Origin of the sequence: Acinetobacter sp. ANC 3813, assembly GCF_002135435.1 — a bacterium.
Taxonomy (GTDB): Bacteria; Pseudomonadota; Gammaproteobacteria; order Pseudomonadales; family Moraxellaceae; genus Acinetobacter.
The window spans coordinates 59,017-75,423 of the sequence record NZ_NEGK01000014.1; the positions used below are offsets into that span (position 1 = coordinate 59,017).

General features: G+C 44.7%; 14 protein-coding genes and 1 tRNA gene. 1 reads left to right on the plus strand and 14 read right to left on the minus strand.

Features of this window, described 5'->3' with window-relative positions; all coding sequences use genetic code 11:
• Positions 1-113: 113 nt before the first annotated feature.
• Positions 114-989, minus strand: a complete 876-nt coding sequence (locus B9T34_RS17105; RefSeq protein ID WP_086214342.1) for an alpha/beta fold hydrolase — start codon at positions 987-989, stop codon at positions 114-116.
• A gap of 114 nt (positions 990-1,103) precedes the next feature.
• On the opposite strand from B9T34_RS17105, the gene B9T34_RS17110 reads away from it, so the two are divergent.
• Positions 1,104-1,586, plus strand: coding sequence for a DUF4442 domain-containing protein (locus B9T34_RS17110; protein ID WP_086214343.1), 483 nt, complete (start codon positions 1,104-1,106; stop codon positions 1,584-1,586).
• 39 nt (positions 1,587-1,625) lie between these two features.
• Here B9T34_RS17110 and B9T34_RS17115 read toward each other — a convergent pair whose 3' ends face one another.
• From B9T34_RS17115 to B9T34_RS17175, 13 genes are all read right to left on the minus strand, one after another.
• Entirely contained in the window at positions 1,626-1,982 is a 357-nt protein-coding gene (locus B9T34_RS17115) for a DNA transfer protein p32 (protein WP_086214344.1), read from the minus strand.
• A 108-nt stretch (positions 1,983-2,090) separates the two neighbouring features.
• The gene (locus B9T34_RS17120) at positions 2,091-2,636 is read right to left on the minus strand and encodes a hypothetical protein (RefSeq protein ID WP_086214345.1); all 546 of its coding nucleotides are present in this window, start codon (positions 2,634-2,636) and stop codon (positions 2,091-2,093) included.
• Positions 2,637-2,723: 87 nt separating this feature from the next.
• The gene (locus B9T34_RS17125) at positions 2,724-3,545 is read right to left on the minus strand and encodes an alpha/beta hydrolase (RefSeq protein WP_228147476.1); all 822 of its coding nucleotides are present in this window, start codon (positions 3,543-3,545) and stop codon (positions 2,724-2,726) included.
• A 193-nt stretch (positions 3,546-3,738) separates the two neighbouring features.
• Positions 3,739-7,938, minus strand: a complete 4,200-nt coding sequence (rpoC, locus tag B9T34_RS17130; protein WP_086214347.1) for a DNA-directed RNA polymerase subunit beta' — start codon at positions 7,936-7,938, stop codon at positions 3,739-3,741.
• A 140-nt stretch (positions 7,939-8,078) separates the two neighbouring features.
• On the minus strand, positions 8,079-12,167 hold the full coding sequence (gene rpoB / locus B9T34_RS17135; RefSeq protein WP_086214348.1) for a DNA-directed RNA polymerase subunit beta: 4,089 nt from the start codon (positions 12,165-12,167) through the stop codon (positions 8,079-8,081).
• Positions 12,168-12,469: 302 nt separating this feature from the next.
• Complete coding sequence (gene rplL, locus B9T34_RS17140; protein WP_086214349.1) at positions 12,470-12,835, minus strand: 50S ribosomal protein L7/L12; 366 nt, start codon at positions 12,833-12,835, stop codon at positions 12,470-12,472.
• Between the two features lie 48 nt (positions 12,836-12,883).
• Positions 12,884-13,390 (minus strand): 50S ribosomal protein L10, encoded by a 507-nt coding sequence (rplJ, locus tag B9T34_RS17145; protein WP_086214350.1) that lies wholly within the window; start codon positions 13,388-13,390, stop codon positions 12,884-12,886.
• Positions 13,391-13,692: 302 nt separating this feature from the next.
• On the minus strand, positions 13,693-14,388 hold the full coding sequence (gene rplA / locus B9T34_RS17150) for a 50S ribosomal protein L1 (protein ID WP_086214351.1): 696 nt from the start codon (positions 14,386-14,388) through the stop codon (positions 13,693-13,695).
• A gap of 3 nt (positions 14,389-14,391) precedes the next feature.
• Positions 14,392-14,820, minus strand: coding sequence for a 50S ribosomal protein L11 (rplK, locus tag B9T34_RS17155; protein ID WP_086214352.1), 429 nt, complete (start codon positions 14,818-14,820; stop codon positions 14,392-14,394).
• A gap of 115 nt (positions 14,821-14,935) precedes the next feature.
• Positions 14,936-15,469, minus strand: coding sequence for a transcription termination/antitermination protein NusG (gene nusG / locus B9T34_RS17160; RefSeq protein ID WP_005006980.1), 534 nt, complete (start codon positions 15,467-15,469; stop codon positions 14,936-14,938).
• Between the two features lie 7 nt (positions 15,470-15,476).
• Positions 15,477-15,917, minus strand: coding sequence for a preprotein translocase subunit SecE (secE, locus tag B9T34_RS17165; protein WP_086214353.1), 441 nt, complete (start codon positions 15,915-15,917; stop codon positions 15,477-15,479).
• Positions 15,918-15,993: 76 nt separating this feature from the next.
• A tRNA-Trp gene (locus B9T34_RS17170) sits at positions 15,994-16,069 on the minus strand.
• Positions 16,070-16,118: 49 nt separating this feature from the next.
• Positions 16,119-16,407, minus strand: a 289-nt coding sequence (locus tag B9T34_RS17175; RefSeq protein WP_086214354.1) for an elongation factor Tu, incomplete at its 5' end; no start/stop codon positions are given.

Below are 16,407 nucleotides of genomic sequence, written 5' to 3' on the forward strand. Positions count from 1 at the left end.
TTTTAAGAAGATGAAAAGCCGACATTTTAGCAGATTAAATATTCATAAACTGTAATTTGATCAGCTTTCATCCGCCACTAAAAACGCAAGCGCTGAGCCCAGCTTCCAGCAGATTAAGCAGGCTGGTGGCTCTTGACAAATTCAGCAATAGAATGCGCGATTTTTTCGGGCTGGCTTAACACCGCCCAATGGTTGGCTTCAACTTCAATGATCGATAAATCTTCCACCCATTGCGGCAAAGCCGCAATATAGTCTGGGCTAACAAAATTATCATGCTTTAAAACAATTGCTTGTACTGGACAAACCGCATAGCGCTGTCTGGGCTGGCTTAACCGTGGAATAAAATTGGCACGGTATAAGCTGATACCGTATTTGCCGTCGTTCTGAATATTATGATTCAGCGGCAGCTGCTGTTCACGCTCCAGCTCATTAACGATTTTTCCCCAGCGCTCAGGATTAAAAAAATGCCATGCAGCCGGCGCCAGAAATGGCAATTGAAAGACTCCGATATACCAAGATTTGCTGAGCAGTTTCAGCACGTTTCCCTTGTTATTTTTAAACTGCTCACGCAGCAGTAAAGCAGCATGATCTAAACATGGGCCTGAAATGGTGCTGTACGACAGCAGGCGGCCGCGGAATTTTGCTTCAGTCACAGACTCCCACGACTGAATTGAGCCCCAGTCATGCGCTGCTAAATGAAAAGCGCGATCAGGCAACACCGCATTCACCACACTCTCCAAATCTTGCGATAGCTGCTCTAAGCGATAGTCTTTAATGCGCTGAGGAATGCTGGACTGGCCTGCACCGCGCACATCATAGGTGATAATAAAATAATCATGGATCAGCTGTTCAATAATCAGTTCCCAAACTTCTTGATTATCGGGATAGCCATGGACCAAGACTAAAGCGGGCTTCTGCTCATCGCCCCATGCTTTGACATACAAACGCTGCTGATCTGAGGTATTCACCCACTGTGTACGTGCTTCCATATTCTGGCCCTTTATTATTGGCGTTTTCTGAAAATCTGCTGGCAATCTGATCAATGTCAGCGTGTATATTCTGTTCTAGTATGGTGATCTGAGGATAAAAAGAAATTGACCCATATGAGCCTAAAGCAAAAAATAATGACAATCCCAATTGTCTCGAAATTCTTGCTGAACCATTATGCGCCCTTTAAAGGTGCAGGCATTGTAACTAATAAAATTGATCTCAAAAACTATCATATCCAAGTCAAAATGCCGCTCACGACTAAAAACCGCAATGTCGTAGGTGTGCATTTTGGCGGCAGCCTATATGCCATGGTCGATCCCTTTTATATGCTGCTGCTCATGCATCATCTGGGCAATAAATATATTGTCTGGGATAAAGCGGCAGCCATTCAGTTCTTATCGCCTGGCCATGGTACTGTGTATGCTGATATTCGCCTAGATTTTCAGGAAATCGAGCATATTAAAATGCTGGCAGAAAACTACGCGCCCGTCATTCGGAATTATTCATTGAATATTTTTGATGAAGCAGGGCTGCGCATCGCAGAAGTGCAAAAAACACTGTATATCCGCCGTAAAAAATCAACCGCTAAAAAATAAAAACGCCTGAATGATCAAGCGTTTTTAATTGCTTAAGATTTAGCGTTTTTGTTCAATTGCAGCACCAGCGCCGCCGCCGATTGCGCCGCCAATGGCTGCGCCTGCGTCACCGCCAAAAACACTTTTGCCCACAGCGGAACCAATTGCGCCGCCAACACCGCTATAAGTTGCATTCTTGTTTGAGCCATGCTGCGTTTTACTGCCGACCGCTGCGCCAGCACCGCCGCCAATAGCTGCTCCTGCTGTACCGCCAACATGACTGCCTGCCCCGCCGCCAATGGCGCCGCCTAAAGCTGCTGCGCCAATACGCTGTTCATTTGGAGACATACTTTCACAGCCGGTCAGCAACATCATCGACAGCATCACCGCACCTGAAATACCTACGAATGTTTTCATATCCATATTCCTTTTTTCTGCCTACATGTTCAGCATAGTTTTATATTATGAAAACACATCCGAATAAGTGTTAAATCTCAGGCTGCAATTGCAGTAATTTGTAACGATTTATTCCGCATCGCTTAACACCGTCACATCTTTACTGACCTCACCGTTTTCAGTCAGTACAGCATGGGATAGTTTGGCGCCACTATTCGGTGACTGCGCCTGATCTAATTTTAATGTGCGCTTAATTGGCTCTTGGCCTTTTTTAAACTCAACACCCTCTGCATTAATCTGCTTGCTTTGAGAAATGACCTGACCATCCTGCTTCAGCGTTTTATCCACTTGAATTTTGGATGTCGGCACAATGACGCCGCCTTTCTGCAAGACAGGAATAGACAGCTGTTTTTCTGAAAATTGTGCTTGATGGTCTTGGAGCTCAATTTCACGCGCCACAATATCTTTGCCCTGATTTGTCATCTCTAGAACTGTTGCAGTTACCTGACGCACTGGTTCTTGACCTGCTATCCGGCGGATCACTTCAGTTTTCAATACAGGGACAACCGCCTTATCCTGTACCACAATCGAATTTGGCATGGGCGCAGCCAAAGCCAAGCTCGGCAATGCCATTACTGACCATACAGCAGACACCATCAATGAACGTAAAACCATAGCACTACCCCTCAAAATGATTAATTTTCAATGTTATTTTCAATAGCATCATTTTACTATAAGCAGATTTTCAAGTTCAGCCAAGCGCTAATTTCTTAACTTTTGGTCAAAAGCTTCCTGCATTGCAGGAATAAAAACCTCACCATGCGTTAATTGCGGATAGATGATTAATTTGTTCTGAACCTTTTGCTGATTCAGCAGCAGCGCAGCTTTACGCAATTGATCTATCCCGTTCAAAGATATGTTGGCACTTAGCGGCACCTGACTACCCTGTTCCGAATCGCCTTCCATCAGCCACAGTTTTTTATGCTCAGCATTGCTGATTTTTGCCTGCATGATTTGATTCAGCATCCGCTGATCCGCCCATGCCAAAGACGGGCTCGCCGCAAAATAGTGTGTAAAATAATCACTGTTCATCATGCTATCCAGCACAAATAAGCCGCCATATGAATGGCCCCTTAAGCCAATGCGCTGAGAATCAATTTTGACCTCATTATCGACCCAAGCCGCCAATGGCCCTGTGACAAAATCACGGAAAGCCTGACTGCCGCCGCTCATCCGGCTGGGTGATCTGGGATCAGGCTCGATTATTCCATCCCCCTTGCCCGGCGTATAATCCACAGACCGCGCTTCGGATAGAAACGGCAGCTGAGTGTCATAGCCAACAGCGACCAAAACTGGCGCATCATAAACTGCCATTTTTTTCAGCATCGGTTCTTTCAGCCGATCCATTACCGCATTGCCATCCAGCATATAGAGTACGGCTCTGGCTTGACTCTTTTTCTCTTTCGGCACTGCCAGCCAGACTTTATAAGTGCGCAATTGGTCTGCGGAGCGGAAAGTCTCTATTTTAAAATCATAATAGGCAGATTTTTCATCGGCAATATTCGGGCCTAAGGGCTCAATCATAGGCTTAGCGCTCGCACCATACATCAATGCGCTTAAAATCAAAAAGCAAATTCCCCTGTAAATGTTCAGCATCTTTATTCACACTTTAAATACCCAGTATTATAGCAAATGATTCTTATTCACTTTTATTATTTTTTTGCATAAAAAAAGCCACCCGAAGGCGGCTTTTTTTATGCTTTGTTTAAAGGGCTAATTAAAGACCGTTAAACTCATCGCTGAATGCTTGGCTTAACGCTTGATCCACATCAGAGAAGTCATTGTGCAGCTCAATCTCAGCAGCTTCCGCTTCTTGACGGCGGCGCTCTAAGTGGTAAGCCAGACCTGTACCTGCTGGAATCAGACGGCCTACAACAACGTTCTCTTTCAGACCGCGCAAGTCATCTTCTTTACCTGTTACAGCAGCTTCAGTTAACACGCGAGTTGTTTCCTGGAACGATGCGGCAGAGATGAACGAGTCTGTAGAAAGAGACGCTTTCGTAATACCCATCAATTGACGTTCAAATTTCGCAGGGAACTTGTTTTGTGCAAGAACAGCTTGGTTCTCACCCATTACGCGGATGTAATCCACTTGTTCGCCTTTGATGAAGCTTGTATCGCCGCCATCAGTGATGTCGACTTTACGCAGCATTTGACGCACGATAACTTCGATGTGCTTATCGTTGATTTTTACACCTTGCAGACGGTATACGTCTTGAACTTCGTTCACGATGTAATTCGTCAACGCCACTTCACCTTTCAGACGTAAAATATCATGCGGGTTTTGCGGGCCGTCAGAAATGGTTTCACCACGGTTCACATGTTCGCCTTCAAACACGTTAATGGTACGCCATTTCGGAATTAACTCTTCGTAGATCTCAGAGCCGTCATCCGGAGTAATCACTAAACGGTTTTTGCCTTTGGTTTCTTTACCGAAGCTTACAACACCTGAAATTTCAGCAAGAATTGCATGCTCTTTTGGTTTACGCGCTTCGAACAAGTCAGCTACACGCGGCAAACCACCGGTAATATCACGGGTACGTGAAGTTTCTTGCGGTACACGGCCGATAACATCACCCACACCGATAGTTTCGCCATTACGGACAGAAAGAATCGTGTTTTGCGGCAGGAAGTAGAACTGTTCACCGCCATCTACAGTATCCAATACGACAGCTGGACGTAAATCTTTACCTGACGCAGGACGTGAAGTCACTGGCAAGATTTCGATTGTTGTCATACCTGTTGCATCATCAGTCTTAGATGTCACAGTCACGCCGTCAGCAATTTGGCTGAAACGTACTTTACCGGCAACTTCTGTAACCAATGGATGTGTATGCGGATCCCAAGTCGCTACAATACCGCCTGCATCAATGGTTTCACCATCTTTCAGCAAGATAGATGCACCGTAAGGGATCTTGTAACGCTCGCGCTCACGACCGATGTCATCTGCAATACCGATTTCACCTGAACGAGAAGTCGATACCAAATGGCCTTTCGCATGCTGTACTGTTTTCACGTTGTGGAAACGTACTGTACCTTTGTTACGCACTTGTACACTGTTCGCAGCAGAAGTTCGGCTTGCAGCACCACCTACGTGGAATGTACGCATGGTTAACTGTGTACCTGGCTCACCAATTGATTGAGCAGCCATTACACCTACAGATTCACCTGGGTTCACCAAGTGACCGCGTGCTAGGTCACGACCATAACATTTCGCACACACACCGAAAGTTGATGCACAGTTTACAACTGAACGCACTTTCACTTCATCGACACCTTGCTCTTCTAGGAAGTTAGCCAGTTTTTCGTCAATAAGCGTGTTACGCGGCAGAATAACGTCATCTGAACCAGGTTTTTTCGCATCTTCAGCCAATACACGGCCCAGTACTCGAGTACCTAAGTTCTCGATTACGTCACCGCCTTGAATGAATGGCGTCATTACCAGACCGTCTAAAGTACCGCAATCCGGCTCAGTAATTACCAAGTCCTGTGCTACGTCTACAAGACGACGAGTCAAGTAACCAGAGTTCGCAGTTTTCAATGCTGTATCGGCCAAACCTTTACGCGCACCGTGTGTTGAAATGAAGTACTGAAGTACTGTCAAACCTTCACGGAAGTTAGCTTTAATAGGCGTTTCAATGATCGAGCCATCTGGCTTAGCCATCAAACCACGCATACCCGCTAACTGACGAATCTGAGCTGCCGAACCACGGGCACCTGAGTCAGACATCATATAGATCGAGTTGAATGATTTTTGCTTCTCATCTTCACCCTGTTTGTTTTTCACAGTGGTATAAGACAAGTTGTCCATCATCGCTTTCGCTACTTGATCGTTTGTACGCGCCCAAATATCGACAACTTTGTTATAGCGTTCGCCGGCAGTTACGAAACCTTGCTCAAACTGCTGTTCGATTTCACGAACTTCAACTTCAGCTTTTTCAATAATCGCTTGCTTAGTCGGCGGAATCAACATGTCTTCCATACCAACCGATACGCCTGAACGAGTCGCTTGACGGAAGCCCAAGTACATCAATTGGTCAGCGAAGATAACAGTATCTTTCAGACCCAATTTACGGTAGCAAGAGTTGATGATTTTAGAGATGTTCTTTTTCGTCATCTCAACGTTAATTTGCTGGAAGTCCATACCTTCAGGAACAACTTCCCAAAGCAGGCAGCGGCCAGGCGTTGTATCAACAACAATAGTTTGATGCTCACGCTCACCATTTTCATTGATAACAGTCTGATGCACACGCGCTTTAACACGGGCATGCAAGTCAACTTGACCTGTTGCCAATGCACGGTTTACTTCGTCAGTATCCGCAAACACCATGCCTTCGCCTTTGGCATTGATCGCATCACGCGTGATGTAATACAAGCCCAAGACAACGTCCTGAGAAGGTACGATAATTGGCTCACCGTTCGCAGGTGACAAGATGTTGTTTGTAGACATCATTAACGCACGAGCTTCTAATTGAGCTTCAAGTGTTAATGGTACGTGTACCGCCATTTGATCACCATCGAAGTCGGCGTTAAACGCAGCACATACGAGTGGGTGAAGACGGATCGCTTTACCTTCAATCAGAGTCGGTTCAAATGCTTGAAGACCCAAACGGTGAAGTGTCGGCGCACGGTTCAGCATAATTGGGTGCTGACGGATCACGTGAGCAAGAACGTCCCAAACTTCTGGAGTTTCACGCTCAACCATTTTCTTCGCAGCTTTAATGGTTGTCGCTTGGCCAGATGCCTGCAGTTTAGCGAAAATGAACGGCTTGAATAATTCAAGCGCCATTTTTTTCGGAAGACCACATTGGTGTAAACGTAAAGTCGGACCTACAGTAATTACCGAACGACCCGAGTAGTCAACACGCTTACCAAGTAAGTTTTGACGGAAACGGCCTTGCTTACCTTTGATCATATCGGCCAAAGATTTAAGAGGACGTTTGTTCGAACCTGTGATTGCGCGACCACGACGACCGTTGTCTAACAATGCATCTACAGACTCTTGTAACATACGTTTTTCGTTACGTACGATAATGTCTGGCGCTGCAAGGTCAAGAAGACGTTTTAAACGGTTGTTACGGTTAATCACACGACGGTAAAGATCGTTCAAGTCAGAAGTCGCAAAACGACCGCCTTCAAGAGGAACCAACGGACGAAGATCTGGTGGAAGTACTGGAAGTACAGTCAACACCATCCATTCTGGCTTGTTGTTTGACTCTTTAAACGCTTCCATCAACTTCAAACGTTTAGACGCTTTTTTAAGCTTCGTTTCTGAAGTTGTTACAGGAATCTCTTCACGCAGGCGAGAAATTTCAGCTTCAAGATCGATGTCTTTCAACAAGTCCTGAACAGCTTCCGCACCCATTTTCGCTGTGAATTCATCACCGTGCTCTTCTAACGCATTGAAGTATTCTTCATCGTTAAGAAGCTGGTATTTCTCAAATGGAGTCATACCTGGGTCAGTAACGACATAAGATTCGAAATACAATACGCGTTCGATATCACGTAGCGTCATGTCTAAAAGAAGACCGATACGGCTAGGAAGTGATTTCAAGAACCAAATATGCGCAACTGGAGAAGCAAGCTCAATGTGACCCATACGCTCACGGCGAACTTTCGCAGTTGTTACTTCAACGCCACATTTTTCACAAATGACGCCTTTGTATTTCATACGCTTGTATTTACCGCACAAGCATTCATAATCTTTTACTGGACCAAAAATTTTGGCACAGAATAAACCATCACGTTCTGGTTTGAACGTACGGTAGTTGATGGTTTCTGGCTTTTTAACTTCACCATGAGACCATGACTTAATCATTTCTGGTGACGCAAGACCAATACGGATGCGGTCAAACTCTACAGGAGCGTGACCGTCTGAATCCGTCTTTTTGCGCATGATATCGAGCAAGTCTTTCAATTTTTTTCTCCGTGCGCTGTTAAGATTTTCACTCAACAACTGGGTCACAAATATTGTTTTTTAACTGAGAAATCCCCCTTGCCCCTCTTGATTAAAGAGGTGAGAAGCACTGCTTCGCAAGGGAGATTCAATGGAACTAATTAGTCACCATTTTTCAGTTCAATGTTGATACCTAAAGAACGGATCTCTTTGGTCAATACGTTGAACGATTCAGGCATACCTGGGTCCATATAATGGTTACCATCTACAATGTTCTTATAGATGCGAGTACGGCCTTCAACGTCATCCGACTTCACTGTAAGCATTTCTTGCAGTGTATAAGCCGCGCCGTATGCTTCTAGTGCCCAGACTTCCATCTCACCGAAACGCTGACCACCGAATTGTGCTTTACCACCAAGCGGCTGTTGCGTTACTAGAGAGTAAGAACCAGTAGAACGCGCATGCATCTTGTCATCAACCAAGTGGTTAAGTTTCAGCATGTACATGTAACCTACAGTTACAGGACGGTCGAAACGCTCACCAGTACGGCCATCATACAATACTGTTTGACCAGTACGTGAAATGCCGCCAAGCTCTAGCAATTCTTTAATTTGTGATTCTTCAGCACCATCAAATACTGGCGTCGCTAAAGGAACACCTGCACGTAAGTTACCAGAAAGTTTCAGGATTTCATCATCAGTTAAGCTATCAAGATCTTCTTGCTCGCCACCAACTTTGTTGTAAATCTTATCTAAGAATTCACGAAGCTCAAGTACAGTGCGTTGCTCTTGAAGCATCTTATCAATCTTGTCACCAAGACCTTTCGCAGCCATACCCAAGTGAGTCTCTAAAATCTGCCCCACGTTCATACGTGATGGTACACCCAGTGGGTTCAACACGATATCAACAGGTACACCGTTTGCGTCATGCGGCATGTCTTCTACAGGCAAGATGTTAGATACAACACCTTTGTTACCGTGACGACCCGCCATCTTATCACCCGGCTGGATGCGGCGTTTTACAGCTAAGTAAACTTTAACAACTTTCAAGACGCCAGTTGTAAGCTCATCGCCTGTAGAAAGTTTGCGTTTTTTCTCAGCAAATTTCTCATCAATTTCAAAGCTCTTCTCTTTTAAGAACACTTGAATTTGAGTTAGGCGCTCAGCAATACCTTCATCTGTCGGCTGAATTTCAAGCAGATCAGCAAGCTCTAAACCAGACAATACGTCTTCAGAAAGTTTGTCACCGCGTTTAGTGGTGCCGCCGCCATTCGATTCTTGGCCTTTCAGCAAGCGCACAATACGTTCACGCGCAGCTTCTTCGAAGATTTTGTATTCTTCTTTCAAGTCTTTGCGGTATGCATCTAACTGCGCTTTTTCAATTGCTTGAGCACGTTCGTCTTTTTCAAGACCGTCACGTGTAAACACTTGAACATCAATAACCGTACCTTTCACAGATGAAGATACACGTAAAGATGAGTCTTTCACATCAGCCGCTTTTTCACCGAAGATTGCGCGAAGCAGTTTTTCTTCAGGAGTCAGCTGCGTTTCACCTTTAGGCGTTACTTTACCTACAAGGATGTCGCCTGCTGTAACTTCAGCACCGATGTAAACAATACCTGATTCATCAAGCTTAGACAGTGCAGCTTCACCGACGTTTGGAATATCCGCAGTGATTTCTTCAGCACCCAGCTTAGTATCACGCGCTACACATGATAATTCTTGGATGTGAATAGACGTTAAACGGTCTTCTTGAAGCACACGCTCAGAAAGCAAGATTGAGTCTTCGTAGTTGTAACCGTTCCAAGTCATGAACGCTACGCGCATGTTTTGACCCAGCGCCAGCTCACCGCCATCCGTTGATGGACCGTCAGCCAATACATCACCGCGGCCAACTTTATCACCCAGTTTTACGAGAACTTTCTGGTTGATACACGTGTTTTGGTTCGAACGGGTGTATTTGATCAGGTTATAGATATCTACGCCTGCTTCACCCGCGATCATTTCATCTTCATTCACACGAATCACGACACGTGATGCGTCAACAAATTCAATACGGCCGCCACGGTTCGCAATCACACACACACCTGAGTCATGCGCTACGTTCGCTTCCATGCCTGTACCTACAAGCGGCTTGTCAGCAATTAACGTCGGCACAGCTTGACGCTGCATGTTTGAACCCATCAATGCACGGTTGGCATCGTCGTGCTCAAGGAACGGAATCAGTGACGCAGCTACAGATACAACCTGCTGAGCAGATACATCCATATGCGTTACTTTTTCAGGAGGCATACGTACGAAGTCACCTTGGTGACGAACAGATACGAAATCTTCTTGCAGGTTACCGTCTTTATCTACTGCAGAGTCGGCCTGTGCAATGACAGTACCTACTTCTTCAATTGCAGAAAGATATTCAACGTCATCTGTTACACGGCCATCTACCACTTTACGGTATGGTGTTTCTAGGAAACCGAAATTATTACATTTCGCGTATACAGACAATGAGTTGATCAAACCAATGTTTGGACCTTCCGGCGTTTCAATTGGACATACACGGCCGTAATGCGTTTGATGTACGTCACGTACTTCAAAGCCTGCACGCTCACGCGTTAAACCGCCGGGACCAAGCGCTGATACACGACGTTTGTGTGTAATTTCAGACAACGGGTTGTTTTGGTCCATGAACTGAGACAATTGGCTTGAACCAAAGAATTCTTTGATTGCAGCAGCAACTGGCTTCGCATTAATTAAATCTTGCGGAGACAAGTTATCTGTTTCAGCTTGAGATAGACGTTCTTTAACAGCACGTTCTACACGAACTAGACCTACACGGAATTGGTTTTCTGTCATTTCACCGACAGAACGCACGCGACGGTTACCCAAGTGGTCGATATCGTCGACTTCACCTTTACCGTTACGGATTTCAACCAATGTCTTCAGAACATCAGTGATGTCATCGTTCGAAAGAATGCCTTCAACTTCACGAGACTTCTGATCTGTACCCACTTCGTAAGGACGGCCCAAACGGCGGTTGAACTTCATGCGGCCTACAGGAGACAAGTCATAACGTTCAGAAGAGAAGAATAAGTTGTTGAATAAGTTTTCAGCAGCTTCTTTTGTTGGCGGCTCGCCTGGACGCATTACTTTATAGATTTCTACCAGCGCTTCTTCGCGGCCAGTTGTTGTATCTGCACGTAATGAGTCTGCAATGAATGATCCGCGGTCGATGTCATTGGTGAACAGGATGTTGAATTGCTTCACACCGCCTTCTGCCAATTTCACCATGATTTCATGGCTCAATACAGTATTAGCAGCAATGACATCACCGCCAACCAATGCTACATCTTCAGCAATGATGCGTTCGTATAAGTATTCATCTGGAACTGAAAGCTTCTCAAGCCCCGCAGCTTCCATTTGACGCACGTGGCGCGCATTGATACGCTTGCCCTGCTCTACGATTGTTTTACCGTCTTTGTCTGCAATATCAAACTGAGCCATTTCACCACGCAGGCGTTCTGGCACTAGATCAATCTGGTAGCTGCCCATATCCAAGTACACAGGTACTTTTTCATAGAACAAATCAAGAATTTGAGCATTGTTATAACCCAATGCGCGAAGAACAACAGTCGCAAGCAATTTGCGGCGGCGGTCAATACGCACATATACAAGGTCTTTGGCATCAAATTCAAAGTCCAGCCATGAACCGCGGTAAGGAATAATACGCGCTGAATACAGCACTTTACCGCTTGAGTGTGTTTTGCCCTTATCGTGGTCAAAGAACACACCTGGTGAACGGTGCAATTGAGATACGATTACACGCTCAGTACCGTTAATCACAAACGTACCGTTATCCGTCATCAAAGGCATTTCGCCCATGTAGACTTCTTGCTCGCGCACGTCTTTGATTGATTTCGTTTCGCGATCTTTCAGGATCAAACGAATTTTTACACGCATTGGCGCCGCATAAGTTGAACCGCGGAGAATACACTCACGCACATCAAACTCAGGTTTACCAAGACTATACTCAACAAATTCTAAAGCAGCATTGCCAGAATAACTTTCTATAGGAAAAACTGAACGAAATGCGGCTTGGAGACCGATATCTTCGCGGTTTTTTGGAGTTTTGCCATCTTGCAAGAAAGTTCTGTACGAGTCGACTTGAATCGCGAGCAAGTACGGAACATCCATTACCTTGGGCAATTTACCAAAATTCTTACGGATCCGTTTCTTTTCGGTATATGAGTATGCCATCTGGAGTCCTCGGAAAGTAAACTAAATCCGCCTGCAGAACGGATTTAGAAGGAATTACGCAGGCCGATATGGCCACCACTTTGACAAATGCTGCAATTTATAGTGGTATTAAAACGCTTAACAATATTTTTTAAACGGAAAAATATTGGTAAGCGTTTGATATTTTTCTTTATTTTCAATTTGTATGATTTTTATGTCATGCAAACAAAAATCGAGCCGATTATTGTAACGCAAAAAGGCTGATGACCCAAGAGCCATCAGCCAATTTTTGGGGTCAAATTAATATTTGCCCCCTGGCGAAATTACTTAACAGTAATTGTAGCACCAGTTTCTTCAAGTTTTTTCTTAAGTTCTTCAGCTTCTTCTTTAGAAACGCCTTCTTTAAGAATCGCTGGAGCACCTTCAACCATGTCTTTAGCTTCTTTCAAGCCAAGACCAGTTACTTCACGAACTGCTTTAATTACAGCAACTTTGTTCGCGCCAAATGAAGTCAACTCAACGTTGAATTCAGATTGTTCTTCAGCAGCAGCAGCAGCTGGACCAGCAGCAACAGCTACAGCAGCAGCAGATACGTTGAATTTCTCTTCGAAAGCAGAGATAAGTTCAACAAGTTCAAGAACAGTTTTTTCAGCAACTGCGTTTAGGATTTCTTCGTTTGTTAAAGCCATGAGAGTAACTCCAAATGGGTATTGAATGATGTGTGTGTAAGTTTGAGCTTATGCAGCTTCTGACTCGTTTTTCTCTTGAAGCGCTGTAAGTAAGCGACCCAATTTCGAAATAGGAGCCTGAAGAACGCTTGCAAGCATAGTAAGCGCTTTCTCTTGGTTTGGAAGATTCGCGATAACGCTAACTTCAGCACCTTGATAAACTTTGCCGTCAAATGCAGCAGCTTTAAGTTCAAATGCTTTATTAGTTTTAGCAAATTCTTCGAACAAACGAGCAGCAGCGCCCATGTCGTCTTCAGAAGTTGAGAAAGCTAAGATTGTTGGGCCAACAAGGTTGTCGTTCAAGATATTGAATTGAGTATCTTGAAGAGCGCGTTTAGCCAAAGTATTACGTACAACGCGTGTAGCAACACCTAGTTTACGAGCTTCAACACGTAGAGCAGTTAATTGCTCAACTGTTAAACCTTGATAGTCAGCAACAACAGCAGCAAATGCAGTAGAAGCAACTTCAGTTACTTCAGCTACGATCTGTTTTTTGCCTTCGATAAGAAGAGCCATTGTAAAACCTCCTAACGGTGATTTATGCGCCTTAAAAAAGACACACTCCCAATTCGTAAATTCATCGCTGAATTTACACGCGGAGGATGAACAAATCACACCACCGCGTCTACTCGGGCTGGACAATTAAGAAGAGAGTATAAAACTCCCCTCGCCCGAGGTCTTTGACGCTGACAAATTTACATTTATCAATTCAAAGTTTGCCTAAGTTACAAGAAGCCAAAATAGGTTTTCTTGCGTAAAAATCAAAACAGCGTTTTGATTTTTACTCAGGGCTTTAAAATTCTGTAATAAGCCGAAACTTATTTAGAAACGTTAGCTACTTCAACAACAAGACCAGGGCCCATAGTTGAGCTCAAAGTGATCTTTTGAATGTAGATACCTTTAGAAGTAGCAGGTTTTGCTTTCTTAAGGTCAGCAACAAGTGCTTCAACGTTTGAACGAACAGCTTCAGCAGAGAAACCTACTTGACCGATCGCAGCGTGGATGATACCCGCTTTGTCTACACGGTAACGCGCTTGACCAGCTTTAGCGTTTTTAACAGCGCCAGCTACGTCAGGAGTTACTGTACCCACTTTAGGGTTCGGCATTAAGCCGCGTGGACCAAGGATTGTACCCAACTTACCTACAACGCGCATTGCATCCGGAGCTGCAATTACTACGTCAAAGTCAAGATTACCCGCTTGAATGCTTTCAGCAAGATCATCAAAACCAACGATGTCTGCGCCTTCAGCTTTAGCAGCTTCAGCAGCAGCGCCTTGAGCAAACACAGCAACACGTACAGTTTTACCAGTACCTGCAGGAAGTGTAGTCGCGCCACGAACAACTTGGTCAGATTTACGAGGATCAACACCTAGGTTTACCGCAACATCCAAAGATTCTTTGAATTTTGCAGCAGGAAGGCTGCTAAGAACTTGTACCGCTTCTTCCAAAGTGTAAACTTTGTTCGCTTCAATAGCAGCAGCAATGGCTTTTTGACGTTTAGTTAATTTAGCCATGTCTTATAGCTCCACTTCCAAGCCCATAGAACGCGCAGAACCAGCAATGGTACGTACACGTGCGTCTAAATCAGCACCAGTTAAATCTGGTTCTTTAGTAGTCGCAATTTCTTCTAATTGAGCGCGAGTCAACTTACCAACTTTAGTTTTGTTAGGTACAGCTGAACCCTTAGCGATGCCAGCAGCTTTCTTAAGAAGAATCGCAGCAGGCGGAGTTTTCATGATGAATGTGAACGACTTGTCGTTGTACACAGTGATCACTACTGGAATTGGAAGACCAGCTTCAACTTTTTGTGTCGCAGCATTGAATTCTTTACAGAATGCCATGATGTTAACACCACGTTGACCTAGTGCAGGACCAATCGGTGGAGATGGATTTGCTTTACCAGCTGGAACTTGCAGCTTGATATAGCCGTCAATCTTCTTAGCCATTTCAATTACCTCTGGGTACTAACGCCGTTAGGCTCCCCATGCATTTAAAGTAACGATACCGTTACAACAACAATGCCCGATTGGTTAAAATCGGGCGTTTACCTGCCAACGCGAATTAAACTGATTTTTCGACTTGGCGAAATTCCAGTTCAACTTGTGTTGGACGGTTAAATACATTAATCGTCAGCGTTAAGCGCGATTTTTCGTAAAGAACTTCTTCCACCACACCTTTAAAGTCTGTGAATGGACCGTCAATTACCAATAATTCTTCGCCTGGCTCAAACATCGTCTTAGGACGAGGCGCTTCACCAGTATTGCGTACACGTGCAAGAATCGCATCAGCTTCTTTTTGCGTAATCGGTGCAGGCTTTTCTGCTGTACCGCCAATGAAACCCAATACTTTTGGACATTCTTTAACAATGTGCCAAGTTTCATCATTCATTTCCATTTCGACCAATACATAGCCTGGAAAGAATTTACGCTCTGATTTTCGTTTTTTGCCATCCTTCATTTCCACTACTTCTTCAGTAGGGACAAGGACTTCACCAAAGCTATCGGCTACAGCGCTGCGCTGGATTCGATCATTAAGTGAGCGTAACACCTGTTTTTCATACCCTGAATAGGCATGAATAATGTACCAACGTTTCATAGCTCTCTTACCCGATAAAAAACTTCATTAACCAGCCTAAAACATAGTCAAAACACCATAAAACAATAGATGCAATAACCACTACCGCAAGAACGTGCCAAGATGTGGTCACCGTCTCCTGCTTTGTAGGCCAAGTCACACGTCGCAACTCAATCCGCGAATCTCTCAATAAACGGATAAAGCCTTTGCCTTGATGGGTGGCGTATAATAAACCTAAAGCCACGATGATACAAGCCAAAATCACCCCAACGCGCACCCAAACATCATTTGCGGGTGCCCAATACGCTGGAAGATGCTGATTCGCAAGCATTGCCCCGATTAATAAAATCAAAGCAACAACCCAAAGAACAATATCCAAAGGGGAGCCAGAATTTACAACTTCAGCAGAATTATTTCTTTGAGGAATTGGCGCGTCGCTTAATGCGTCACGCGATTTATCATTCGACATTTTTGTACTCGTCGTAGGATTCGCGACTTATTATATGACCAGTTTAGCCAGCATCAAGCTTCTTTTTAAAAAATTTTGGCAGGCCAGGAGGGACTCGAACCCCCAACATTCGGTTTTGGAGACCGACGCTCTACCAATTGAACTACTGACCTGCAGATTAAATCGAGAGCCTAAGCTCTCGATTTAATATTACAATTTGTATTATGCAATAACTTTAGCTACTACACCAGCACCAACTGTACGGCCGCCTTCACGGATCGCGAAGCGTAAGCCAGCGTCCATAGCGATCGGGTGGATAAGCTCTACTGACATTTCTACGTTGTCACCAGGCATAACCATTTCAACGCCTTCTTGAAGAGAGATAGCGCCAGTTACGTCAGTTGTACGGAAGTAGAACTGTGGACGGTAACCGTTAAGGAATGGAGTATGACGACCGCCTTCTTCTTTAGAAAGTACGTATACTTCTGCGTCGAATTTAGTATGCGGCTTG